Raw genomic sequence first — 24,131 nt, 5'->3', positions numbered from 1 at the left:
TGTGCACTTTTTGGGAAATCCTGTTCCTGACCTCATAAGAAGAACGCATGATGAAAAACCTATCACTCAAGCAGAAGATACTGTTGTCGGTGGTGATCGCCCTGTCGCTGGTGATCCTGCTGCTCTCCTGGCAGAGCTATACCAGCCAGAAGTCCCTGTTGCTGCAAGGCAGTCAGGAACAGGTACAACGCCTCGGCAGCCAGCAGGCCGCCAGTGTCAGTGACTGGCTCGCGGCCCGTCGCGACGTCATTCAGGCGCTCGGCAACAAGGCCGGTGCCGAACCCCTCAACGCCCTGCAACAGGCGCAAGTCTCCGGTCGCTTCCAGCTCACCTATTTTGGCGAGAGCAGCGGCAAGATGAACGACTCCGATCCCTCCATCAACCGTGACGGTTACGATCCCCGCTCCCGCGGCTGGTATCAGGAAGCGATGAGCAAGGGCGGCCTGATCGTGACCAAACCCTATCTGGATGTGGCCTACAACATCATGGTGGTGACCCTGGCCCAGCCGGCTCAGGGCGGCGTGGTCGGTGGCGACCTCTCCATCGCCTCGCTGGTGGAAGACGTCACCAAGATGAAGCTGCCGGCCGACGGTTTCGCCATCATGATGCACAAAGACGGCACCGTCATCGCCTACAAGGACGCCGCCAAGGCGATGAAACCGGCCACCGAGATCGACAACGATCTGACCAATGCCCTGATCGAGCAGAGCAAGACCAGCAACAGCCTGGTACCGGCCTACTTCGACAACGAAGGGCGTGACAAGCTGCTGTGGGCAGTGGACATCCCCGATACCGACTGGGAACTGGTGCTGGTGCTGGACAAGGAGACCCTGGAGGCGCCGCTCTCTTCCCTGCTGATGACCCAGCTCGGCCTGGCCCTGCTGGTGCTGGTGGGCAGCATCCTCGCCATCTCCTGGCTGGTCAGCATGCTGCTCGGCCCGCTTAGCAAGGTCTCCCAGGCCCTGGCGCGCATCGCCGACGGTAACGGCGATCTGACCCAGCGCATCAAGATCGACACCAACGACGAAGTGGGTCAGCTGGCCAACAGCTTCAACCGCTTCGTCGGTAGCCAGCATCAGCTGATCGGCAATATCCGCAAGCTGGCCAACGAGCTGAACGCCGATGCCGAGCGCAGTCTGGTGACCAACCAGGCCGCCGTGGACGAGCTGCAGCGCCAGCAGCAGGAGGTGACCATGGTCGCTACCGCCGTCACCGAGATGGCGAGCGCCACCATGGAGATCGCTGGCAACGCCGAGAACACCGCCGCTGCGGCCCAGCAGTCCGCCCAGAGCAGTGAGCAGGGCAAGATGCTGGTGAACCAGACCCGTCAGTCCATCAACGGTCTGGCCGAGGAAGTGGGGCAGGCGACCGAGGTGATCGGCGAGCTGAGCCGCCACGCCCAGGCTATCTCCGGCATCCTTTCCACCATTCAGGGCATCGCCGAGCAGACCAACCTGCTGGCGCTGAACGCGGCCATCGAAGCGGCCCGCGCCGGTGAACAGGGTCGCGGTTTCGCGGTGGTGGCGGACGAGGTGCGGGTGCTGTCGCGCCGTACCCAGGACTCCACCCAGGAGATCCAGTCCACCATCGAGACCCTGCAGCAGACTACGGCCCGTGCGGTGAGCCTGATGCAGACCAGCCAGGGGCTGGCGGACAACAGCGTGAAAGACGCCGATGCCGCTGCCGCCGCGCTCGAAGAGATCACCCAGGCGGTGTCGCTCATCTCCGACATGGCGGGTCAGATCGCCACCGCCGCCGAGGAGCAGACCCAGGTGACCGGTGAGATCACCCAGAACACCACCGCCATCAAGGATGTGAGTGACGAGATCACCGCCGCCGCCATGCGCGATCTGGATCAGGCCGAGAGCCTCAAAGGCCGGGCCACCGACCTGAACCAGCAGGTCTCGACCTTTATCCTGTAAGTGTTTGAACGCGGCGAGCACGGCCGCAGTGACAAAGCCCCGCCCTCTGCCGAGTGCGGGGTTTTTTGTTTATATGACTCGCCGCGGGCAGCCATGAAGGGTGAGGGGGATCGCTGGCGAGCAGAAAAGGCAGAGCCCACCAAGGGGTGGGCTCTGTTCATAGACGTCTGACGGGAAAGGAGTTACAGGAAGGGCAGTGCCAGGAACAGCTTGATCACCATGGCGTTGATGATGTCGATGAAGAAGGCGCCCACCATGGGCACCACCAGAAACGCCAGGTGGGAAGGGCCGAAGCGCTGGGTGATGGCCTGCATGTTGGCAATGGCGGTGGGGGTGGCCCCCAGACCAAAACCGCAGTGGCCTGCCGCCAGCACGGCCGCATCGTAGTTGCTGCCCATCACCCGGAAGGTGACGAAGATGGCGTAGAGCGCCATGGCCACGGTCTGGGCCGCCAGCAGGACGAAGATGGGCAGCGCCAGGTTGGCCAGATCCCACAGTCGCAGGCTCATCAGCGCCATCGCCAGGAACAGCGACAGGCTGACGTTGCCAAGCAGGGAGACTTCGCGGTCGCTCACTTCGTGCCAGTTCAGCAGGGTCAGCACGTTGCGCAGCAGCACGCCGACGAACAGCACGCAGACGAACACCGGCAGCTCGAAGGCACCGCCCTTGAGGTAGGCGGAGAGCATCTCGCCCCCCTTCAGGCTGATGGCGATCAGCGCCAGGGTCTCGATCAGGCTGAAGGTGGTGAGCGGGCGCTCCATGTCCGGCATCTCGAAGCCTTGCGGCGCGTCATCCCGGTTGTGCTCCTCGCCGGGTACTTTCACCTTTTTCACCAGATAGCGGGCGACCGGGCCGCCGATGAGACCGCCCAGCACCAGGCCGAAGGTGGCACAGGCGATGGCCAGTTCGGCGGCGGATTGCACGCCGTACTTCTCGGTGAAGGTGGCGCCCCAGGCCGCCCCGGTGCCGTGCCCGCCGGAGAGGGTGATGGAGCCGGCCAGCAGCCCCATGTGGGGATCCAGACCGAGCAGGGTCGCCAGACCCACGCCCAGGCTGTTCTGCACCAGCAGCAGGCCGGTGACCACCAGCAGGAAGGTGAGCACCGCCTTGCCGCCGCGCTTGAGGCTGGCGAGATCGGCGGAGAGACCGATGGAGGCGAAGAACGCCAGCATCAGCGGGGTTTGCAGGCTGGTATCGAACTGCAGCTCCATCTGCAGGGTGGAGCGCAGCAGCAGCAGCACCAGGGCGACCACCAGGCCGCCGGCAACCGGTTTGGGGATGTTGAAGGTTCGCAGCAGCCCGACTCGGGTCACCAGCAAACGACCGAGCAGCAACACCAGGGTGGCTGCGACCAGGGTGGCGTAGGAATCAAGTTGTAGCATTCAGTACTCCCATGTTGATTGGCTGTGTCTTTCGTTGATGCAGACTCACAGATTCAGCCGGGATAAAAACAGTGTGGCTCAGGTGCCAACAAAGAAGGGGCGACATGCCCCCGCCCCACGTAAAAATGGGACCAGTGCGGGCCTGAACGGATCAGGCTTCCAGATGAGATTTATGAAAAATCGAGCGGATAGTAGCAAAAAGCACCACTTATATCCACATTTGTCAGATAAATGGTCACTCTTGCTGTATCTTGTGACATTTAACACTATTGGGTTAGTCGCCGTTTAATACCGGCCGCAGGCCATTTCCCGGCTGTCATCTGGGGCGCCAGTCCCTATAATTCGGCGGTTTTTGGCCCGCCGGACGGCACTGGTGGGATGTGAGCCGGCGGCCCGGCGCGCTATCATGGGCGGGCTTTTGGCCCATGGCGAACGCGGCAGGCTGTCGATGCCGCCGTTTCGCCCCGTGTGAGCCACGATTCGCGGGTGTTGTGCCCATCAAAGAGGAGAGGGTGTGAAGAAGTCCATCTACATCGCCTACACAGGCGGCACCATAGGGATGCAGCGTTCCGACCACGGTTATGTGCCGATGGCGGGCTTCATGGAAGACTGTCTGGCGCGGATGCCCGAGTTCCATCGTCCCGAGATGCCGGATTACCATATTCACGAATATGCGCCCCTCATCGACTCTTCCGACATGACGCCGGCGGACTGGCAGCGCATCGCCGAGGATATTCGTGACAACTACGACAAGTACGATGGTTTCGTCATTCTGCACGGCACCGACACCATGTCGTTCACCGCCTCGGCGCTCTCCTTCATGCTCGAGGATCTGCACAAGCCGGTCATCATCACCGGCTCCCAGATCCCGCTCGCCGAGCTGCGCTCCGACGGTCAGCAGAACCTGCTCAACGCCCTCTACATCGCGGCCAACTACCCGATCCACGAGGTGACGCTGTTCTTCAACAACCAGCTCTATCGCGGCAACCGCAGCAAGAAGGTGCACGCCGACGGCTTCCACGCCTTCGATTCGCCCAACTACCCACCGCTGCTCAATGCCGGCATCGCCATCTCGCTGGAAGCGGGCGAGCTGGGCGTGCCGTCCGAGCGGCCGCTGGTGCTGCACGACATCACCCCCCAGCCCATCGGTGTGGTGACCCTTTACCCCGGTATCTCGGCCGAGGTGATCGCCAACATCCTGCAGCAGCCGGTGCGGGCGCTGATCCTGCTCTCGTTCGGAGTGGGCAATGCGCCGCAGAATCCGGCCATGCTGGCGCTGCTCTCCGAGGCCTCGGCCCGCGGCGTCATCATCGTCAACCTGAGCCAGTGCCTGCACGGCAAGGTCAACATGGGCGGCTATGCCACCGGCAATGCGCTGTCGCGGGCCGGGGTCATCTCGGGCTTCGACATGACCGCCGAGGCGGCGCTGACCAAGCTGCACTTCCTGCTGAGCCAGGATCTGCCGGCGCCGCGTATCCGCGAGCTGATGCAGCAATCTCTGCGTGGTGAGCTGACCCCCTGAGAAACTGTCCACGACCTTACTGCGAAGCCGTGATCAAGGCTCATGTGCTGCTCGGAATCCTCATGTATGCGTATACACTCCGGTTCCTGCGCTGCTCTTCACCTTGCTGACGTCTTCTCGCGACAGGTCGTGAACAGCTTCTGACCTCCCTACCATGGGGGGAGAGGGGATAGATCGAGGTGGCGAGGTTTGCCATGAAGATCGCCGGCAGGTGGCCCGCTTACTGTTCGCAGGTGTGAGCTTGCTCCCTTCTCCCCTGGCGGGAGAAGGGCCGGGGATGAGGGGGATATGTCAGGAAAAAAGAGAGGGGAGCCATATTGGCTCCCCTCTTTCGTTGTGGCGGGCGGGTCTGACTCAGTGGTTGAGGTCGACCCGCACTATCTCTTCCTCGTCGCGATACTGACGCTTGAGCTCGCTCTTGCTCTTCATCACGATCTCGCCGTCACGACCGATGTTCATGTGCTCGGGGTTGTCGAGGTGCATCGCCTGCCAAGCCATCACCGCCTGCAGGGAAGTGGCCTTCTGCTCGTCGGTGAGCGGCTTGCCATCGGGCCATTTGCCGAGCTCGACCGCCGTCTTGAGGCGCTCGTACACCTCTGCGGGCATCTGCCTGATTGCTTGTAGAAACTCACCTTGTTGAAACGACATCCGGCCTTCTCCTTGCACATTGAGCCATGACGAATCGGGATCAGACCGGCAGATCCTGGCGAACCGCGCCAGCCATCTGCTCCATCACCCGCACTACCTGACAACTGTACCCGAACTCGTTGTCATACCATACGTAGAGCACACAGTGATCCCCCTCGGCGATGGTAGCCTGGGAGTCGACGATGCCCGCAAAACGGGAGCCCACCATGTCGGAGGAGACCAGCTCGGTGCTGGCGCTGAAGTCGATCTGGCGATGCAGGGCGGAGCTCAGCGCCATCTGCTGCAGATAGGCATTGAGGCTCTCCCGATCGGTGGTCTGTTCCAGCGACAGATTGATGATGGCCAGCGACACGTTGGGGGTGGGCACCCGGATGGCGTTGCCGGTCAGCTTGCCCTTGAGCTCGGGCAGCGCCTTGGCCACCGCCTTGGCGGCGCCGGTGCTGGTCATCACCATGTTGAGGGCCGCGCTGCGACCGCGGCGCTCGCCCTTGTGATAGTTGTCGATGAGGTTCTGGTCGTTGGTGTAGGAGTGCACCGTCTCCACGTGGCCGTGGCGGATGCCGTACTTGTCCTGCATCACCTTGAGCACCGGGGTGATGGCGTTGGTGGTGCAGGAGGCGGCGGAGATGATCTTGTCATCGGGCCCTATCACCTCGTGGTTGACCCCGAACACCACGTTCTTCATCTCCCCCTTGCCGGGAGCGGTCAGCAGCACCCGGGCGGCGCCGCGCGCCTTGAGGTGTTCAGACAGCCCTGCCTCGTCTCGCCAGACCCCGGTGTTGTCGACGATCAGCGCATCGTGAATGCCGTAGGCGGTGTAGTCGATGTCGGCCGGGCTGTTTGCATAGATCACCTGGATGAAGGTGCCATTGGCGATGATGGCGCTGCGTTCCACATCCACTTCGATGGAGCCGTTGAAGGGGCCGTGCACCGAGTCGCGGCGCAGCAGGCTGGCACGCTTCTCCAGATCCCCGTCACGACCGCCGCGTACCACGATGGCGCGCAGCCGCAGGGAGTTGGCGGCGCCGGTGCGCTCGATCAGCAGCCGGGCTAGCAGGCGGCCGATGCGGCCAAAGCCGTACAACACCACGTCGGTGGGGGCCGGTACGCCGCGACCCAGGGCCGGTGCCAGCTTGGCACGCAGGTAGTCGTCGATGCCGGCTTCATCCTGGTGATCCTGCCAGTAACCCACGGCCAGCTTGCCCAGATCGATCTCGGCAGCGGTCGGGTTCAGGGCCAGGATGGCTTGCAGCAGGGGAAAGCTCTGTTGGATCGGGAGGGGGGCTCCCTGGTGGCGGCGAACGACCCGGTGGGCCTTGAGGATATCGATGGTGGAGGCGTTTTGCAGCGGGCGGCCGAAGATGGTGATCTCGATCCCCTGCTGGCGGTAGAGGCGACCGATCAAGGGTTGCATGGCTTCGGCGAGCTCCTGGCTCTCCTGCCACGCCTGCAGATAGTGCTCGTGGGTCATTAACCAGATCCTTTATTTCACGTTGTTGGGGCAAATAGAAATTCGTCGAATGCAGATCAGTGTAGGGGTGTATATTTCGTTATATTATTCTGCAGTCGCGGCCTTATACGGCGCGCGCATTGTAATGGATATGTAATCTGTTTGCTAGCCAAGGGTGGCCATGGCAGGCTGCAATTGTTACCAACAAGATATGAACCATGACCCCTTTTCCAGCTTGTTCCCTGTTGTTTGGCCTCTGTTGCGGCCTGCTGCTCACCGCCTGTGACGATGACAGGATCCACAACATCTGCGCCAATTACCCGGCCCTCTGTCAGGATCTGGTGGACGACGGCTGGTGTCGTTACGAGCGCAGCGACATCATCCGGGCCCGCTACTACCTGCAGGCGGAGGGGACAGAGCGGCGCCAGTACGAGTTGATGCGCAGCCTGGAGCGTTATCTCAAATGCGCCGAACGTTCCACCAACATCGAGTACAAGCGGGCCCGCGAGCAGAAGAGCCCGCGGGTGGAGGGGATGCTGGCGGCCGGCGAACAGCTGGCCCAGCTCGATGCCGCCACCCGCAACGCCACAGATCCCTACTTGCTGCTCTGGCACTGGACCAACAACACCAACGAGCTGGCTCGCCAGCAGTTTCTGGCGCTGGAGGGGCAACCCGTGCTGGAGGAGCCCGAGCTGCAACTGGCGCTCGGCGGCATCTATGCCAAGAGCGAGCCGCAAAAGGCCATCGCGCTGATGCAGCACGCCCTCTCCCTCTACCGGGAAGGGGAGCAGGTCAACGGCCGGATCCTCACCTCCCTCAGCACTCTCTACATGGGCCAGAAGCAGTACGGGCAGGCATATCTGTGGGGCAAGGTGAGCGAGTCGTTCCAGAATGCCGCCGAGGTGTCGGCCACCCGTTTCAGCCTCTATCACTCTCTGAGCAAGCAAGAGCAGGAGAGCCTGGACAGCCAGGCCGCCACCCTGGTCGAACAACTTAAAAGCGGGACCTATCGTCCCTGAACCCTGATGAACCACATTGAACCTCTGGCCAGCGACTGGCCACACCCCTTCGACATCCGGCTCACCCACGGCCGGGTCAACGCAGATGGCCGCCAGCTGGAGCGGGTCACCGTCAGGGCCGTGGTGCTGCGCGGTGATCAACTGCTGCTGGTGCATTCCCGGGTCAACGGCGATCTGATGTTTCCCGGTGGCGGCATCGAGCACGGGGAGTGTCACCGCACGGCCCTCGCGCGCGAGCTGCGCGAAGAGTGCGGCGCCGAGCTGGTGGCAGTCGGTGCCCTGCTCGGCGAGACGCGGGAGTACCGCCCGGCCCGCGAGGCCGACTACGATGCCTACTGCATCCGCTCTTTCTACTACCTCTGTCAGGTGGGGGAGGCGTGGTGCGAACCCCAGCCCCAGCCCTACGAGATAAGGCTCGGTTTCACCCCCGGCTGGTTCGAGCTGGCCGAGGCGCTGCAGACCAACAAGACCCAGCTGGCGGGCCCTTGCCCCCAGTGGACGGTGCGGGAGACCAGGGTGCTGGCCGAACTGCACCACTGGCACGGCGCAGGCCTGCTGGGCTGAACGCCACCCGATTCCATAAAAAAAACCGCCCCAAGGCGGTTTTTTTGCGTTTGCTGCTGCTCAGGGCGTACAGACCGGGCAGAGGGCGTAAGTGCCTTGCGGATCGTTGAAGCGAGTCAGCGGGTCCAGGCTGCGGTTCACCTCCACCAGCGCCTTGCCAAGCCCGGCCGGCAACCAGCTCTGCAGGTGCGAAGCCAGCACTTGGGCGCTGCTGTCGAACAGCTGGCGCAGGAACTTGTCTTTGGCCGACTCTTCCTGCTCGATGGGGGTGACCTGCCACTCCTTGAGGTTGGCCAGCTCGGCCGCCGCCTTGATGGCCGCCTCCTGATCGCCAAACTCGTCCACCAGTCCCAGCGCCTTGGCATCCTGACCGGTCCAGACCCGGCCTTCGGCCGCTTTCTCGGTCTCTTCTGGACTCAGGCCACGGCCCTTGCTCACCAGGCCGACGAAACGCTGATAGGTATCTTCCACGCTCAGCTGGATCGCCTGGCCGACGTGTTCCGGCAGGGCACGGGTCAGGCCGACGCCGACATAGTCGGTGGTGCCAACACCGTCGGTGTGCACCCCGTACTGGGAGAGCGCCTTGTCGATGGTGGCAAACATGCCGAACACCCCGATGGAGCCGGTGAGGGTGGTGGGGGAGGCGAAGATCTTGTCTGCATCGGCGGAGATCCAGTAACCGCCGGAGGCGGCATAGCTGCCCATGGAGATCACCACCGGCTTGCCGGCCTGCTTGAGGGCCAGCAGCTCGGCGCGGATCTGCTCGGCGGCGAAGGCGCTGCCGCCCGGGCTGTCGACCCGCAGCACCAGGGCTTTCACCTTATCGTCGCGGCGGGCATCGGCCAGCAGGTCGGCGAGGCTGTCGCCGCCGATGGTGCCGGCAGGCTGGACGCCATCCATGATGGCGCCGCTGGCGACGATGAGACCCACCTCATCCTTGCCGCTCTGGGGATATTGGCTCGGAATGGCGGCCAGGTACTCCTTGAGGCCCACCCCCTTCCAGCCGTGGTCATCGCTCTCGCCCACTTCCTTGATCACCGCCTGGGTCATCTCGTCGCGGGTCGCCAGCTGGTCCACCAGACCGTTGTCGAGGGCATAGTTGGCGGCATTGCCGCCGGCCTTGCGCAGCAGCTCGAGGAAGCGATCCTTGCCCGGCGCCACGGCGTCCGGTTCGATCTCCCGCTGCTCGGCCACGTCGGCCACATAGGATTGCCACAGCTGATCCAGCCAGCGCTGGTTCGCCTCCTTGCTCTCGGGGGACATCTCGTCACGGGTATAGGGCTCGACGAAGGATTTGTAGGTGCCGACCTTGAACACGTGCGGGGTGATGTTGAGCTTCTCCAGCGCCGACTTGTAGTAGGTCTGGTAGACGCCGAGTCCCTCGATCACCACGGCGCCGCTCTGGTTGAGCAGCACGTGATCGGCGTGGGCGGCCAGCAGATATTGGCCCTGGGTGTAGAAGTCGGCCATGGCGATGACCGGCTTGCCGCTCTCCTTGAAGGCATCGATGGCGCTCGCCACCTCCTGCAGTTTGGAGAAGCTGGTGCCCTGCAGCCCCTGGGGCTTGATCACCAGCGCCTTGATGCGATCGTCATCCTTGGCGCTTTTGATGGCCCACAGCAGATCGGAGAGGACGATCTCGCTGGGCAGCTCGTCGCTGTTGTCCACCTGGCGCAGCAGCTGTACGGTGGGATCGGTCTGCGAGCGCTGTTCCACCAGCACGCCGGAGAGATTGAGGGTGAGGGCCCCTTCGATGGGGGCGCTGGGCGCCTCTTTCTGGCTGACGCTGAAGACGATGATCAAGACCACGACGAGAAACAGCAGATTGACCAGCATCAGCCGGGTGAAATTGAGCAGGCGCCACAGGCTGCGAAACAGCCAACCCAGACCTTTGAAAATAGACATAGTCGCGTTATCGCCCTGTTAATGGGGAGGGAAGCGCCATTATTAACCAGTTGGCCGGTGAAATGCCATTTCCGCTTGGACAGGATCGGAGCCCGGTTGTTCGGAACACGTCTGTTCGCCGAAAAATTGTCCAAACATTTGTTTGAAAAAGCATTTTCGATTCTTTACTCTAGCCTCGGTTTGATAACAAAAAATTAACTGGAGGCCCTGTGAGCCGCCCACCCATCCTGCCGTCGTGTCTTGGGCTTGAGTCCGGACGGTGGAGAATGGGCGTGGTGCCATCCAGCCCGGCCCCGACAAGGAGTTCATGATGAGCCGTTACCCGACCCTGCTGACCCCCCTCGATCTCGGCTTTACCCAGCTGCGCAACCGCGTGTTGATGGGATCCATGCACACCGGCCTCGAAGAGGAGAAGGGAGGCTTTGACAAGCTGGCCGCCTTCTATGGCGAGCGTGCCCGGGGCGGGGTCGGCCTCATCGTGACCGGCGGCATCGCCCCCAATCTGCGCGGCCGGTTGGTGCCCCACGGCTCCCAGCTGAGCTTTCCCTGGCAGGTGGCCAAGCACAAGAAGGTGACCAGTGCGGTGCATCAGGAGGGGGCAAGATAGCGCTGCAGATCCTCCATGCCGGCCGCTACGCCTATCATCCGTTCAGCCTGGCGCCGAGTGCCCTCAAGGCCCCCATCTCTCCGTTCAAGCCGCGCGCCATGAGCGAGCGGCAGATCCGCGGTACCATCCGCGACTTCGCCGCCACCGCGCAACTGGCCAGAAGTGCGGGCTACGACGGGGTCGAGGTGATGGGGTCGGAAGGCTATCTTATCAACCAGTTCATCTGCGAGCGCACCAACAAGCGCACCGATGGCTGGGGCGGCAGCAGCGAAAAGCGCATGCGCTTCCCGGTGGAGATTGTCCGCGCCATCCGCGAGCGGGTCGGGCCGGATTTCATCATCATCTTCCGCCTCTCCATGCTGGATCTGGTGGAGCAGGGCTCCTCCCTTGAGGAAGTGATCGCCCTTGGCAAGGCGCTGGAACAGGTGGGGGTCACCCTCATCAATACCGGCATCGGCTGGCACGAGGCGCGCATTCCCACCATCGCCACCAGCGTGCCGCGCGGCGCCTTCAGCTGGGTGACGGCGGAGCTCAAGAAACATCTGAGTGTGCCGCTTATCACCACCAACCGCATCAACACCCCCGAGGTGGCCGAGCGCATTCTGGCGGGCGGCGAGGCGGATATGGTCTCCATGGCGCGCCCCTTCCTGGCCGACCCCGAATTTGTCATCAAGGCCGCCGAGAACCGGGCGGACGAGATCAACACCTGCATCGCCTGCAACCAGGCCTGCCTGGATCACGTGTTCAAACAGAAGCGGGCCTCCTGCCTGGTCAACCCGCGCGCCTGCTTCGAGACCGAGCTCATCTTCGGCCGGGTGCCCCAGCCCAAGAAGCTCGCGGTGGTGGGCGCAGGTCCCGCCGGGCTGGCGTTTGCCTGTTATGCTGCCGAGCGCGGCCATCAGGTGAGCCTGTTCGATCAGGCCAGCGAGATCGGCGGCCAGTTCAACTTCGCCAAGCAGATCCCGGGCAAGGAGGAGTTTCACGAAACCCTGCGCTACTTTGCCAAGCGGCTGGAGAAGTGCGGTGTCGAACTCTACCTGGGCCAGCGCCAGAGTGCCGAGAGTCTCTTGGGCGGCGGTTTTGACGAGGTGATCCTCGCCACCGGCATCCGCCCGCGCACCCCCAACATTCCGGGTATCGAGCATGCCAAGGTGATGAGCTATCTCGATGTCTTGCGGGATCACAAGCCGGTGGGCGAGAAGGTGGCGGTGATCGGTGCCGGCGGCATCGGTTTTGACGTGGCGGAATATCTGGTAGAGGGCAAGGGGGATCGCAGTCGCGATCACTGGCTCAAGGAGTGGGGCATCGACAAGCAGCTCGGCGAGCGTGGCGGCTTGATGGCCCCGGTGATCGACGCTCCCGAGCGCCAGGTCTGGCTGCTGCAGCGCAAGGAGAGCAAGGTGGGCGACGGCCTTGGCAAGACCACCGGCTGGATCCACCGCACCGTGCTCAAGAACCGCAAGGTGGAGATGCTCTCCGGCGTGCAGTACCTGCGCATCGACGACGAGGGGCTTCACATTCAGGTGGGCGAACAGCAGCAGTGCCTGCCGGTGGATCAGGTGATCATCTGCGCCGGCCAGGAGCCGCTCAAGGAGCTGCAGGCCGGTCTGCAGGCGGCGGGCAAGCCGGTACACATCATCGGCGGCGCCGACGTGGCCGCCGAGCTGGACGCCAAGCGTGCCATCCGCCAGGGGGCCGAACTGGCGGCGGTCATCTAGGCGACGGGCCGCCACGTATTGCGACAAACCCCTGATGCTCAGGGGTTTTCTTCATCCGGTGCTGTGCTAAGGTAGCGCCATCATAGCCCCTGACAAGGAACTGCCCATGGATGCCCTCCACCTGTTACTGCATCGTCACTCCTGTGGTCGTCTGGCCGAGCCCGCCCCGAGCGGCGAGGTACTCGACAATATCCTCAAGGCCGGGCTGCGGGCGCCGGATCATGGCACCCTGACCCCCTGGCAGTTCATCCTGTTCGAAGGGGAGGGGCGCGAACGGCTCGGTACCCTGCTGGCACAGGCCGCTCGCAGCCGCGGCGAGGATGAAGAGAGCATCAAGAAGTGTCAGGAAGCCCCGCTGCGCGCCCCGCTGCTGATCGCGGTGGCAACCCGCTATCAGGAGCATCCCAAGGTGCCGCGGCTGGAGCAGGAGCTCTCCGCCGGCTGCGCCCTGATGGCGATGCAGATGGCGGCCCAGGCCCAGGGCTTCAACGGCATCTGGCGATCCGGCTGGTTCATTTTCGACGAGCAGATCAATGAAGGGTTGGGACTGACACCGGAGGATCAGCTGGTGGGCTTCCTCTACCTCGGTACCCCCATGCTGGAGGCCCGCAAGCTGCGCGAGCTGCCGGTGAGCGAATTCGTACGCCGCTTCTAGTCTGCCTCATTACCGGCAAGGCCCTGACTTGTCAGGGCTTTTTTGTTTCTGGTGACAGGCTGTACTGATATTTGGAGGATTGCCAAGAGGGAGGCAGTGGCTGGCAGGGAATTTTTTAAATAGTGAGATGCCGTTCTCAATCCTGGTTTATTACGCTATGTAAAACGTTTGCGCATCGTTAATATCCCTGTGCCAGTTTAGAAGGTGACCCCTTCTAATTTTCTGCGATGAGAGTCGCAATTCCGTAGCACCTTTTTACAGCCCAACGTCTTGATGACATTGGGCTTCATTTTTATGGGCGTTTTTCAGATGCCAATACCCTTAACCGGCAAACCCACCCTTTTACAGGCCATCATGGTCTTGATGGCGTTGGGCTTCATTTTTGTTGGCGTTTTTTCAGATGCCAATCCCCTTAGCCGGCAAACCCACCTTTTACGGGTGGTTCTCGGTTCGTGCTGCTAGCTCACCTGCGTCTTGCCTTTGACGGGCAGCACGCGGGCCGGGTTGCCCACTACCCGTGCGCCGGCCGGCACGTCTTTGGTGACCACGGCTCCGGCGCCCACGATGGCCTCCCGCCCTATGGTGACACCGGGCAGCAGGATGGCGCCGCCGCCAATCCAGACCCTGTCCTCGATGGTGACCGGCAGCGCGGTCTCGACCCCCAGGATCCGTTCATCCGCGTCCAGCGCGTGAGAGGCGGTGTAGATCTGCACGTTCGGCCCAATCATCACCTCGGCGCCGATGCGAATGGGGGCGTTGTCCAGCAGGGTGGCTCCCATGTTGATGTAGCTGCGCTCGCCAAGGTGGATGTGGCGGCCATAGGTGCAGTAGAGGGGCGGGCAGATGAAGGCCCCCTGGGCCAGCTCGCCGACGATCTGCTGCAGCAGCGCCAGCTGTTCATCCTCCTCGTCGCTGCGATTGAAGCGGCGGTACAGGCGGGCCGTCCCCCGGCGCAACAGATCCAGTTCCGGTGCCATGCAGTTGTAAGGCTGGCTGGCGATCATCTTGTCGTACTCGGTCATGGCTGCTCCTGTGGCTTGCCTTGGTGGCGCATGGGGTTCACATGTTAGCGGTCTGGCCGCCGGATAACCGTGATCAGCGGCCCGCTACGGGCAGCACCAGATTGGTCGGCCTGCCCTCGGCAAAGGCAATCAGATTGTCAAAGGCGGCCTGAAAGTAGAGCTGGTAGCTGTTGCGCTCCACATAACCGAGATGAGGGGTGGCCAGCACATTGGGCAGGCGCAGCAAAGGCTCGCTTTGTACCGTGGCAGGCTCTGCGTCGAACACATCGAGCGCTGCGCGCCGGGTGGGGTTGGTTGACTGCTCCGGTGAAGAGGCGGTCTGATCTAGTGGGCAGAAAACAGACGGGGCTCCCATGTGGGAGCCCCGTTGGCAACGGCTGTGTCGATGACTTAGCCGAGTTTGCGGCCGGAGAGGCGGCACCACTCTTCCTTGACGGCGGTCGGGTCCATCTCGAACCACTGGCCGTAGATGGTCTCCAGCTCTGGCGCCTGGCTTTCCAGTACACCGGAGAGGGCCATCAGGCTGCCCGCTTTGCCGTGGCCGGCGATAAGCGGCGCCAGTTCGCGTAGCGGGCCGGCCAGGATGTTGGCGACCACCACGTCTGCCTCGACATCTTGCGGCTGATCCGCCGGCAGATAGAGCTCGATCTGATCGGCGACGCCATTGCGCATCGCGTTGTCACGGCTGGCCTGGATGGCCTGCGGATCGATGTCGATGCCGATGACTCGGGCGGCACCCAGTTTCAGGGCAGCGATGCCGAGGATGCCGGAGCCGCAACCAAAGTCGACCACGGTTTTACCGGCCAGATCCAGCCCGTCCAGCCACTGCAGGCAGAGCGCCGTGGTGGGGTGGGTACCGGTACCGAAGGCCAGACCCGGGTCCAGCATGACGTTGACCGCATCGGGGTTTGGCACGTCGCGCCAGCTCGGGCAGATCCAGAGCCGCTCGCCGAACTGCATGGGGTGGAAGTGATCCATCCACTCGCGCACCCAGTCCTTGTCCTCCAGTTGCTCCACCTTGTAGCCCACGTCTTCACCGAAGATCTGCTGGAAGAAGGCGATGGTGGGCGCCGGATCGGTTTCGGCGTCGAACAGCCCCATTACTTCGGTCTCGCCCCACAGCGGGGTTTCGCCCGGCATGGGTTCATAGACGGGCACATCCTTGGCATCCATAAAGGTCACCGCCTGGGCACCACGCCCCAGCAGCATGTTGCTCACCTTGTCTGCGGTCTTGGCAGTGGCGTTGATTCGAATTTGTATCCAGGGCATGGCGTCGACTCTTCATAAATGTGAAACCGCGGGATTCTATCATCATGGGCGTGTGCTGTCGTGGTTTGCCCATGCAGTGTGGTGGAGGATGGGGACTTTGCCGAGTTGGCACGGTTCATGTATTCCTCATTGGGTGACGGGAAGCAACCTGTTCCCGCTGAATGCTTTGCTCTAGGAAAGTTCCGTCATCTTTTTCAGCCACCTTCGGGTGGCTTTTTTTTTGCCTGCGGATCTGCTGGGGGCTACAGACCACCGCTGGCAGGGTGCAATGTGGCAAGCAAGCGGGGAGGCGGGCGGGATTGGCACACTAGCTGCAAAGATATAGAGGTCCTGCATAAGGATATGTGTGTGATTGTTACCCCAACGTTCAGGTATTTAGGGCCATCCCGGCGGGATGGCCCCTTTTTTTGACTCTTTTTATGGTGATGCTGCGTGGTGACTGTCTGTTGCCTGATGTGAGCTGTGCTGTGATGGGGCTTGTCACTGGTGAGTTCACCCCATGATGGTGCAGTTTTTACCCATAAGGGATTAGTTGCCGAACTGACTCATGTCGATCACCAGCTTGCCCACCATGCGGCCGGCTTCCACCTCGGCATGGGCCTGAGCCAGGGTAGTCGGGGTCAGCTCGGCCACCACCTTGCTGAGGGTGGTCTTGACCACGCCCTGGTCCACCAGGGCGGCGACCAGCCCCAGCAGGTTGTGCTGCTCGATCATGTCCGGAGTCTGGAACAGGGAGCGGGTAAACATGAACTCCTGGCTGAAGGTGACGCTCTTGCTCTTGAGCAGGGAGAGGTCCCAGGGCACGCTCGATTCGGCGATGGTGCAGATATGGCCGAACGGGCTGATGAGGCTGGCCATGGCATCCCAGTGCTGCTCGGTGGCATTGGTGCAGAAGATGGCGTCCACCTGAGTGATGCCTAGGGCGGTGAGCTCCTCCTGCAACTGGTGATGGCTCACCACCAGGTGGGCCCCCATCTGCAGGCACCAGGCCCGGGTCTCGGGGCGCGAGGCGGTGGCGATCACCTCCATGCCGGTGAGCTGGCGGGCCAGCTGGATGGCGATGGAGCCGACCCCGCCGGCGCCGCCGATGATCAGCAGCTTGCCGCTGCTCTCGCGGGTGAGGCGCATGCGCTCGAACAGGGTCTCCCAGGCGGTGATGGCGGTGAGCGGCAGGGCGGCCGCTTCCAGGTCACTCAGGCTGGTGGGGGCGAGGGCGGCGATACGTTCATCCACCAGTTGCAGGGCGCTGTTGCTGCCAGGGCGGCTGATGTCGCCGGCATACCAGACCCGGTCGCCCGCCTTGAACAGGGTCACCTCAGGGCCGACGGCGATCACTTCGCCTACGGCGTCCCAGCCCAGTACCCGCGGGCTGTTCTCGACCTTGGCCTTGGGGGCACGCACCTTGGTGTCCACCGGGTTGATGGAGGTGGCCTTGACCCGCACCAGCAGGTCGCGCGGGCCCGATGTCGGGTCGGTCAGATTGGCTTCGATGAAGCAGTGGGGGTGATCGCTCGGCAGATAGTGGGTCAGGGCGATGGCTTTCATGGCAGTTCCTTTCAAATCGGTTGGATGGGGATTGCCAGCCACTCTAGTCTGGTTGATTATTCAGATTAAGATGGGTAATTGGTAAAGACTGTTTGAATATATGAACAATGTCGAACTGGAGCTGATGGGGCTGTTCGCCACCGTGGTGGAGCAGGGCAGTTTCACCGGCGCGGCCGAGCTGCTCGGCATGCCCAAATCCTCGGTCAGCCAGAAGATCTCGCGGCTTGAATCCCAGCTCGGGGTGCGCCTGTTGCAGCGCACCACCCGCCGGCTGAGCCTGACCCCGCAGGGGGAGGTCTATGTGGAGCAGTGCCGGGCGCTGCTGGCACTGGCCCGCAGCGCCAATCTGGCGATGGCGCGGCTGCGCGCGGCCCCGGCCGGCCGGGTGCGGATCACCGCGCCGGAGGCGACCGGCACTCTGCTGCTCGGCCGGATCCTGGCCGAGTTTCGGGCTCTCTACCCCGAGGTGGTGCTGGAGCTGACCCTCTGCGATGAGCAGCTCGATCTGGTGGGGGAGGGTTACGATCTGGCGCTGCGGGCGGCGCCGTTGAAAGATTCCAGCCTGATCTGCCGGCGCATCGGGCAGGTACCTCGCCATCTGGTGGCGGCCCCCGCCTATCTGGCGGCCCACGGCACGCCGCAACAGCTGAGCGAGCTGGGCCGATACGCCTGCCTGGTGCACACGTCGCTGCCGGTGTGGCCGCTGCAGGAGGGGGGCTGGCGGCCGCAGGGGGCCTGCATCAGCAACAGCCTGCTGGCGCTGCGGGAGCTGGCCATCAATGAGGGGGGAATCGCTCTGCTGCCCCATCACGTCTGCGAGGGGGATCTAGCGGCGGGGCGCTTGCAGAAGGTGCTGCCGAGTCACCCCATTCCGGCCAACCCCTTCTACCTCATCTATCCGAGCCGGGAGCACCTGGCGCCCGCCCTGCGCAGCCTGATGGACTTCGTCGCCGAGCGGTTGCCGTTTGCCTGAGACTACCAGCCGCTCTGGCCGGCGGACTCCTGATTGGGTTTGAGGCCGAGCGGCACCGACTGACGCTCCGCCAGCATGCGGATCTGCCCCTCGATCAGGCTGGCGTTGGGGCCCAGCACCAGTACCAGCTGATGGTCATTGAGCTGGATCCAGGAGAGGCAGCCCAGCCCAAGCAGGCGGGATTGATCCACCAGCGAGATATCGCGTACCCGCAGGCTGAGACGGGTGAGGCAGACGCTCATCGCCTGCAGGTTGTCCATGCCGCCCAGCACCTTGAGGTACTGGATCGCCAGCATCTGGGGGTCAGAGGGGGCGACGCTGGCCAGGCGCGGGTGCTCCGGCGCGATGGGCTTGCTCGGCAGGCTGAGGGGCGTGCGCTCCAGCAGCTGATAGAACAGCAATGTGTAGGCGACGAAGAACAGGATGCCGACCGGAATGAGCCAGAAACTGTGCTCGCCGGCGTGGTAGCTCAGCACCAGATCCAGCAGGCCGGCGGAGAAGTAGCTGCCCACCTTGATGCCGAGCGCGCTGCAGGTGGCGAGCGACAGGCCGGTCAGCAGGGCGTGGGCCAGAAACAGCCAGGGGGCGGTGAAAGCGAACAGGAACTCGATGGGTTCGGTGATGCCCACCAGCGCCGAGGTGAGCGCCAGGGTGAGCAGCAACCCCCCCTGCGGCAATCGCTGCATGCGCTGGCGGTGCAGCCAGATGGCGAAGCAGGCGCCCGGCAGGCCGAACATGATGATGGGGTAGAGCCCGGCCACATAGCCTTCGTGCAGCGGCTGGGCGCTGGCCAGCGCCTGCAGGTTGCTCTCCCCCAGCCCGATGAGACTGCCCAGCACCTGATGCAGGCCGAGCGGGATCAGCAGCCGGTTCAACACGCCGTAGCAGAAGGCGCCGAACGGGGTGGTGAGCAGTTCGGAGGCGAGCAGGGTGATGCCCTGTTCCAGCAGCGGCCAGAGCAGCGCGAGGGGGAAGGCCAGCAGCAGACAGGTGAGCGCCGAGGCGAGCAGGCTGGTGAAATCACCGTTGACCAGCCGCAGCCAGTGGGGCATGGGGTGGCGCTTGAGCCAGGGGTAGACGATGGCGGTGGTCAATCCCGCCAGCAGGCCGCAGATCATGTCGCTGTGCAGGCCGGGGGCCAGGGTGCCGAGCGCCGAGCTCAGCAGCAGAAAGTTGACCGCGCCGGCCAGCGCCTGGGTGCCTTCACCCTGGCGGCTCAGCCCGAAGGCGATGGCCACCGCATAGATGAGCGGCATTTGGCTGAACAGGGCGCGGCCGGTAAGGGAGAGCACCGCCAGATCCAGCACGTCCGGCTGGCCGAGCCGATAGAGCAGCGCGGCCAGCGGCAGGATGGAGACCGGCAGCAACAGGGCGTAACCGAGTCGCTGCAGGGCTTGGGTCAGGATCTGTCTGGCGTTCTGTACGGGCATAAGGGCACGGCATTTTGTGACATGGCGCACAGTTTACCCGTAAAACACCCATTTTGGGATAGTTTCGGAACCCTTTATTAATCCATCGATGATTGCGGCTCAAACAAGCGCCGCACATGCTGGCTCGGAGCCGGGGTGAGCAGGCTGACCAGCACGAAGGCAATCAGCCCCAGCACCAGGCTCGGCACGATGGCGTGCAGGCCGGCCGGCTTGATCTCCCACTGGCTCAGGATGGCGTAGCAGAGGATGCCGCACACCATGCTGGCCAGGGCCCCCGGGCCGTTGGCCCGCGACCAGTAGAGGCCAAGCACCAGTGGCCACAGGAACACCGCTTGCAGGCCGCCGAAGGCGAGCAGATTGAGCCAGATGATCATCTCGGGGGGCTGCAGCGCCGCCAGCAGTACCAGGGTGCCCAGGCTCAGGGTGCAGAGCAGGGAGAGGCGCGGCACCCGCACCTCCAGCTTCTCCTGGCCGGCCTTCTCCGGGCTCAGGTAGTTGAGGTAGAGATCCTTCACCAGGGTGGCGGAGGCCTGGATCAGCTGGGAGTCGATGGTGGACATGATGGCCGCCATGGGCGCCGCCAGGAAGACCCCCGCCAGCCAGGGGGGCAGCACCTCCATCATCAGGGAGGGCATGATCTTGTCCGGGCTGTCCATGCCGGGCAGGATGGCGCGGCCCAGCGCGCCGGCCAGGTGCATGCCGAACATCAGCAAGGCGCTGACGATGGTACCGATGAGGATGCCGCGATGGAGCGCCTTGCTGTCGCGATAGCCGAAACAGCGCAGCGCCGAGTGGGGCAGCCCCACCACCCCGATGCAGACCAGCACCCAGAAGCTCAGCATGAAGGGCTGGGTCAGCAGGTCGCCGGCCCCCTGCGGGCTCACCAGCTTGGGATCGATCACCTTGAGCTGGTGGATGAGATTGGGCAGGCCGTCACCGGCCACCAGAATGCCCGCCAGCAGGGCGCCGGTGCCGATCAGCATGATGATCCCCTGCAGCGCATCGGTCATCACCACGGCGCGAAAGCCGCCGATCACCGTGTAGAGCAGCACGCAGCTGGCAAACAGCAGGAGCCCCTGCTGGTAGCTGAGGCCGGTGGCGGTCTCCAGCAGACGGGCGCCACCGATGAACTGCACCACCATGGTGGCGATGAAGGCGAGGATGATGGTGACCGAGCCCAGCACCACCACCGCCTTGCTCTGGTAGCGGGCCCACAGCATGTCGTTGATGGTCACCGCATTGACCCGGCGGGCGATGATGGCGAACTTCTTGCCAAGCACCCCCAGGGTGAGCCAGACGGTGGGCAGCTGGATCATCGCCAGCAGCACCCAGCCCAGCCCGATCTTGTAGGCCGCCCCCGGCCCGCCGATGAAGGAGGAGGCAGAGGTGTAGGTGGCCACCAGGGTCATGGCCAGCACCAGCCCGCCCATGCTGCGGTTGCCGATGAAGTACTCCTGCACGAAGTCGCCGCCCACTCGGTGGCGGCTGGCCCAGAAGCCGACTCCCAGCACCAGCACCAGATAGATGATGAGCGGCAGCATCAGCTCAAGATTCATGGGAAGGCTCCTTGGCATCGAGGGGAGGGGAGTCGAGGGGGATGTCCACGAACAGACGATCCACCATCAGGCCGCACAGCACGATGAACAGCAGCGGCATCAGGATGCAGCTGAGCAGGAACCAGAGCGGCATGTCCCAGCATTCGATCTCTGCGGGGATGAAATAGGCCGTGCCATACCAGGCAAGGAAGTAGAGCAGGGTCAGCAGCAGGCAGAGGGCTGCTTCCCGGCGAGCGAGCGCGAAACGATTCACCTTGGCCTCCGACAATTTTGAGGGGCGCAAGGATAACAAAAAAGGGCCATGTCGCCATGGCCCTTTTTCAACAGAGGCTCCTTGCGGAGCCGACGTTCACCGACATGGCGGTCTTCGTCAAGGATCCTTACAGACCGAGCTTCTTGTGCAGGTAGTGGATGTTGGTCCCACCGTGCTGGAAGTTTTCGTCCTTCATGATCTCTTTTTGCAGGGAGACGTTGGTCTTGATCCCTTCCACCACCAGCTCGTCCAGCGCCTGACGCATGCGGGCGATGGCGACGTCGCGGTTTTCACCGTAACAGATCAGCTTGCCGATCATGGAGTCGTAGTAGGGCGGTACCTTGTAGCCGGCGTAGATGTGGGAATCCCAACGGACGCCCAGACCGCCCGGCGCGTGGAAGCGCTGGATCAGGCCCGGAGACGGCATGAAGGTGGCCGGGTCTTCGGCGTTGATCCGGCATTCGATGGCATGGCCACGGATGCGGATGTCCTGCTGGGTGATCGACAGGGGCTGACCGGCGGCAATGCGCAGCTGCTCCTTGATCAGATCCACGCTGGTGACCAGCTCGGTGACCGGGTGCTCAACCTGGATACGGGTGTTCATCTCGATGAAATAGAACTCGCCGTTCTCGTACAGGAACTCGAAGGTGCCCGCACCGCGGTAGCCGATCTCAATACAGGCGCGCACGCAGCGCTCACCGATGAACTTGCGCATCTCTTCGGTGATGCCGGGTGCCGGCGCCTCTTCGACCACCTTCTGGTGACGACGCTGCATGGAGCAGTCGCGCTCGCCCAGGTAGAGAGCGTTGCCCTGGCCGTCTGCCAACACCTGAATCTCGATGTGGCGCGGGTTCTCCAGGTACTTCTCCATGTAGACCATGTCGTTCTTGAAGAACTGGCCTGCTTCAGATTTGGTCAGCGCGATGGCGGCAGACAGCTCGGCTTCACTGCGCACCACGCGCATGCCGCGACCACCACCGCCGCCGGCGGCCTTGATGATCACCGGGTAGCCAATGCGCTTGGCGATGGCGGCGTTGTGCTTGGCATCGCTGTCGACCGGACCGTCGGAGCCCGGTACGCAGGGCACGCCTGCTTTCTTCATCGCCTCGATGGCGGAAACCTTGTCACCCATCAGGCGAATGGTCTCGGCGCGCGGGCCGATGAAGATGAAGCCGGATTTCTCGACCACTTCCGCGAAGTCGGCGTTCTCGGAGAGGAAACCGTAACCCGGGTGGATGGCGACGGCACCGGTCACCTCGGCGGCGGCGATGATGGCCGGCACATTGAGGTAGGAGTCGGTACTGGCCGGCTTGCCGATACAGATGGTTTCGTCGGCCAGCAGCACATGCTTGAGCTCCCGGTCGGCGGTGGAGTGAACGGCCACTGTCTTGATCCCGAGCTCTTTACAGGCGCGCAGGATCCGCAGGGCAATTTCACCGCGGTTGGCGATGACTACTTTGTCCAACATGGGTGGCGACTTCCCTTATTCGATGATGAACAGCGGCTCGTCGAATTCGACGGCCTGACCATTTTCAACCAGGATCGCTTTGATCACACCGGCCTTGTCAGACTCGATTTGGTTCATCATTTTCATGGCTTCGACGATGCACAGGGTATCGCCGACATTGACGTGTTGACCGACTTCCACGAACGGCTTGGCTTCCGGGCTGGAGGAGCGGTAGAAGGAGCCAACCATCGGGGAGCGCATCAGGTGACCGCTCGGGATGGCGTCGGCAGCCGGGGCTGCGGCAGCCGGTGCGGCGGCAGGAGCGGCAACCGGGGCGGCAGCTTGTTGCATGATCATCTGCGGAGCAGCGGTCACCTGACCGGAGAAGTTGCGGCTGATGCGAACGGACTCTTCACCTTCGGAGATCTCCAGTTCGGCGATGCCGGACTCTTCAACCAGTTCAATCAGCTTCTTGATTTTGCGGATATCCATTAGCATTCTCTTTCTTCTTTATCTGATCAGTGATTATCAAGCCGCGCGCAACTGGTGCACGGCCGCGGTTAAAGCGAATTGGTAGCCATCGGCCCCCAGCCCACAAATGACCCCCTTGGCGACATCAGACAGATAGGAGTGATGACGGAAGGGTTCCCTGGCATGGACGTTGGACAGGTGAACCTCGATAAAGGGGATGGCCACACCCAGCAGCGCATCGCGGATGGCGACGCTGGTGTGGGTGAAGGCGGCCGGGTTGATGATGATGAAATCCACCTGACCCATGGCCTGGTGGATGCGGCCGACCAACTCATGTTCGGCATTGGATTGCAGGTGTTCCAGTGTGACCCCGAGTTCGCCGGCGTTGTGCGTCAGATCGGCGACGATCTCATCGAGCGTCTTGCTGCCGTAGATGCCCGGTTCCCGTTTGCCCAGCAGGTTCAGGTTTGGCCCGTTGAGCAGGAGAATTCGGTGTTTTTGCGACATATTGAGTACATCCTCGATGATAATGCTGCTATCTGTCAGCCATCTTGTGGACTATCAGAAATCTAGTCATTTTCTGCGCAAATCGGTGTGCACTGGCACACAGATTTCGCAATTATATTGATTTCGTGAAAATTAGCAGCATTTTACTGGTCTAATCTCTACATCTGTCTATTTTTTGCACTAACTGGTGCATTGTTGAAACTCTCAGTAGCAAAGACGACAAAGCCGGCTCGAGGCCGGCTTTGGAGGCGGGAACGCAGTCAGGA

At 62.9% G+C, this 24,131-nt stretch carries 19 protein-coding genes and 2 pseudogenes; 7 read left to right on the top strand and 14 right to left on the bottom strand.

Features of this window, described 5'->3' with window-relative positions:
• Positions 1-50: 50 nt before the first annotated feature.
• Positions 51-1,922, top strand: coding sequence for a methyl-accepting chemotaxis protein (locus E5E96_RS02345; protein WP_016351765.1), 1,872 nt, complete (start codon positions 51-53; stop codon positions 1,920-1,922).
• Between the two features lie 182 nt (positions 1,923-2,104).
• Here E5E96_RS02345 and gltS read toward each other — a convergent pair whose 3' ends face one another.
• Positions 2,105-3,304, bottom strand: coding sequence for a sodium/glutamate symporter (gene gltS, locus E5E96_RS02340; protein WP_016351764.1), 1,200 nt, complete (start codon positions 3,302-3,304; stop codon positions 2,105-2,107).
• Positions 3,305-3,818: 514 nt separating this feature from the next.
• Here gltS and ansA point away from each other — a divergent pair.
• Positions 3,819-4,826: an asparaginase gene (ansA, locus tag E5E96_RS02335; protein WP_024944297.1), complete on the top strand. Its 1,008-nt coding sequence runs from the start codon at positions 3,819-3,821 to the stop codon at positions 4,824-4,826.
• A gap of 354 nt (positions 4,827-5,180) precedes the next feature.
• On the opposite strand, the gene E5E96_RS02330 is transcribed toward ansA, so the two are convergent.
• Together E5E96_RS02330 and E5E96_RS02325 are read right to left on the bottom strand one after the other, a co-directional pair.
• Positions 5,181-5,474, bottom strand: coding sequence for a YeaC family protein (locus E5E96_RS02330; protein WP_011707127.1), 294 nt, complete (start codon positions 5,472-5,474; stop codon positions 5,181-5,183).
• Positions 5,475-5,514: 40 nt separating this feature from the next.
• On the bottom strand, positions 5,515-6,945 hold the full coding sequence (locus E5E96_RS02325; protein WP_102988105.1) for a glyceraldehyde-3-phosphate dehydrogenase: 1,431 nt from the start codon (positions 6,943-6,945) through the stop codon (positions 5,515-5,517).
• A 197-nt stretch (positions 6,946-7,142) separates the two neighbouring features.
• On the opposite strand from E5E96_RS02325, the gene E5E96_RS02320 reads away from it, so the two are divergent.
• Positions 7,143-7,943, top strand: coding sequence for a DUF2989 domain-containing protein (locus E5E96_RS02320; protein ID WP_171281476.1), 801 nt, complete (start codon positions 7,143-7,145; stop codon positions 7,941-7,943).
• A 6-nt stretch (positions 7,944-7,949) separates the two neighbouring features.
• A complete protein-coding gene (locus tag E5E96_RS02315) occupies positions 7,950-8,507 on the top strand; it encodes an NUDIX domain-containing protein (protein ID WP_171281475.1) in 558 nt (185 codons plus the stop codon).
• A gap of 60 nt (positions 8,508-8,567) precedes the next feature.
• On the opposite strand, the gene sppA is transcribed toward E5E96_RS02315, so the two are convergent.
• On the bottom strand, positions 8,568-10,412 hold the full coding sequence (gene sppA, locus E5E96_RS02310) for a signal peptide peptidase SppA (protein ID WP_043162024.1): 1,845 nt from the start codon (positions 10,410-10,412) through the stop codon (positions 8,568-8,570).
• Positions 10,413-10,722: 310 nt separating this feature from the next.
• On the opposite strand from sppA, the pseudogene E5E96_RS02305 reads away from it, so the two are divergent.
• Both E5E96_RS02305 and E5E96_RS02300 read left to right on the top strand, forming a co-directional pair.
• Positions 10,723-12,737, top strand: a pseudogene (locus E5E96_RS02305) (FAD-dependent oxidoreductase).
• A gap of 106 nt (positions 12,738-12,843) precedes the next feature.
• Complete coding sequence (locus E5E96_RS02300; protein WP_171281474.1) at positions 12,844-13,392, top strand: NAD(P)H nitroreductase; 549 nt, start codon at positions 12,844-12,846, stop codon at positions 13,390-13,392.
• 458 nt (positions 13,393-13,850) lie between these two features.
• Here the strand turns inward: E5E96_RS02300 and E5E96_RS02295 are convergent, their stop codons facing one another.
• The 4 genes and pseudogenes from E5E96_RS02295 to E5E96_RS02280 all read right to left on the bottom strand — a co-directional run bounded on the left by E5E96_RS02295 (position 13,851) and on the right by E5E96_RS02280 (position 17,228).
• Positions 13,851-14,414 carry a sugar O-acetyltransferase gene (locus tag E5E96_RS02295; protein ID WP_171281473.1) on the bottom strand — a complete coding sequence of 188 codons (564 nt, stop codon included), beginning with the start codon at positions 14,412-14,414 and terminating at the stop codon, positions 13,851-13,853.
• Positions 14,415-14,487: 73 nt separating this feature from the next.
• Positions 14,488-14,706, bottom strand: a pseudogene (locus E5E96_RS02290) (NAD(P)-dependent oxidoreductase); the annotation flags it as partial.
• 98 nt (positions 14,707-14,804) lie between these two features.
• A complete protein-coding gene (gene prmA / locus E5E96_RS02285) occupies positions 14,805-15,683 on the bottom strand; it encodes a 50S ribosomal protein L11 methyltransferase (RefSeq protein ID WP_005298012.1) in 879 nt (292 codons plus the stop codon).
• 528 nt (positions 15,684-16,211) lie between these two features.
• Complete coding sequence (locus tag E5E96_RS02280) at positions 16,212-17,228, bottom strand: zinc-binding alcohol dehydrogenase family protein (protein ID WP_171281472.1); 1,017 nt, start codon at positions 17,226-17,228, stop codon at positions 16,212-16,214.
• Positions 17,229-17,328: 100 nt separating this feature from the next.
• On the opposite strand from E5E96_RS02280, the gene E5E96_RS02275 reads away from it, so the two are divergent.
• Positions 17,329-18,201, top strand: a complete 873-nt coding sequence (locus E5E96_RS02275) for a LysR family transcriptional regulator (RefSeq protein ID WP_171281471.1) — start codon at positions 17,329-17,331, stop codon at positions 18,199-18,201.
• A gap of 2 nt (positions 18,202-18,203) precedes the next feature.
• Here E5E96_RS02275 and E5E96_RS02270 read toward each other — a convergent pair whose 3' ends face one another.
• The 6 genes from E5E96_RS02270 to aroQ form a co-directional block, all read right to left on the bottom strand.
• A complete protein-coding gene (locus E5E96_RS02270) occupies positions 18,204-19,631 on the bottom strand; it encodes a PTS transporter subunit EIIC (RefSeq protein ID WP_024944285.1) in 1,428 nt (475 codons plus the stop codon).
• A 77-nt stretch (positions 19,632-19,708) separates the two neighbouring features.
• Positions 19,709-21,187, bottom strand: coding sequence for a sodium/pantothenate symporter (gene panF / locus E5E96_RS02265; protein ID WP_171281470.1), 1,479 nt, complete (start codon positions 21,185-21,187; stop codon positions 19,709-19,711).
• The gene (locus tag E5E96_RS02260) at positions 21,177-21,455 is read right to left on the bottom strand and encodes a YhdT family protein (RefSeq protein WP_016351749.1); all 279 of its coding nucleotides are present in this window, start codon (positions 21,453-21,455) and stop codon (positions 21,177-21,179) included. Before E5E96_RS02260 ends, panF begins: the two co-directional genes overlap by 11 nt.
• Positions 21,456-21,567: 112 nt before the next feature.
• A complete protein-coding gene (gene accC / locus E5E96_RS02255) occupies positions 21,568-22,908 on the bottom strand; it encodes an acetyl-CoA carboxylase biotin carboxylase subunit (protein ID WP_011707113.1) in 1,341 nt (446 codons plus the stop codon).
• Positions 22,909-22,923: 15 nt separating this feature from the next.
• A complete protein-coding gene (accB, locus tag E5E96_RS02250; RefSeq protein ID WP_011707112.1) occupies positions 22,924-23,379 on the bottom strand; it encodes an acetyl-CoA carboxylase biotin carboxyl carrier protein in 456 nt (151 codons plus the stop codon).
• A 36-nt stretch (positions 23,380-23,415) separates the two neighbouring features.
• Positions 23,416-23,865, bottom strand: coding sequence for a type II 3-dehydroquinate dehydratase (gene aroQ, locus E5E96_RS02245; protein WP_016351748.1), 450 nt, complete (start codon positions 23,863-23,865; stop codon positions 23,416-23,418).
• Positions 23,866-24,131 lie beyond the last annotated feature (266 nt).

It is taken from the genome of Aeromonas sp. 1805, from assembly GCF_013085525.1.
Classification (GTDB): Bacteria; Pseudomonadota; Gammaproteobacteria; order Enterobacterales; family Aeromonadaceae; genus Aeromonas; species Aeromonas hydrophila.
The sequence above is the reverse complement of the archived record's forward strand: the minus strand, read 5'-3'. Positions and strand labels throughout refer to the sequence as shown.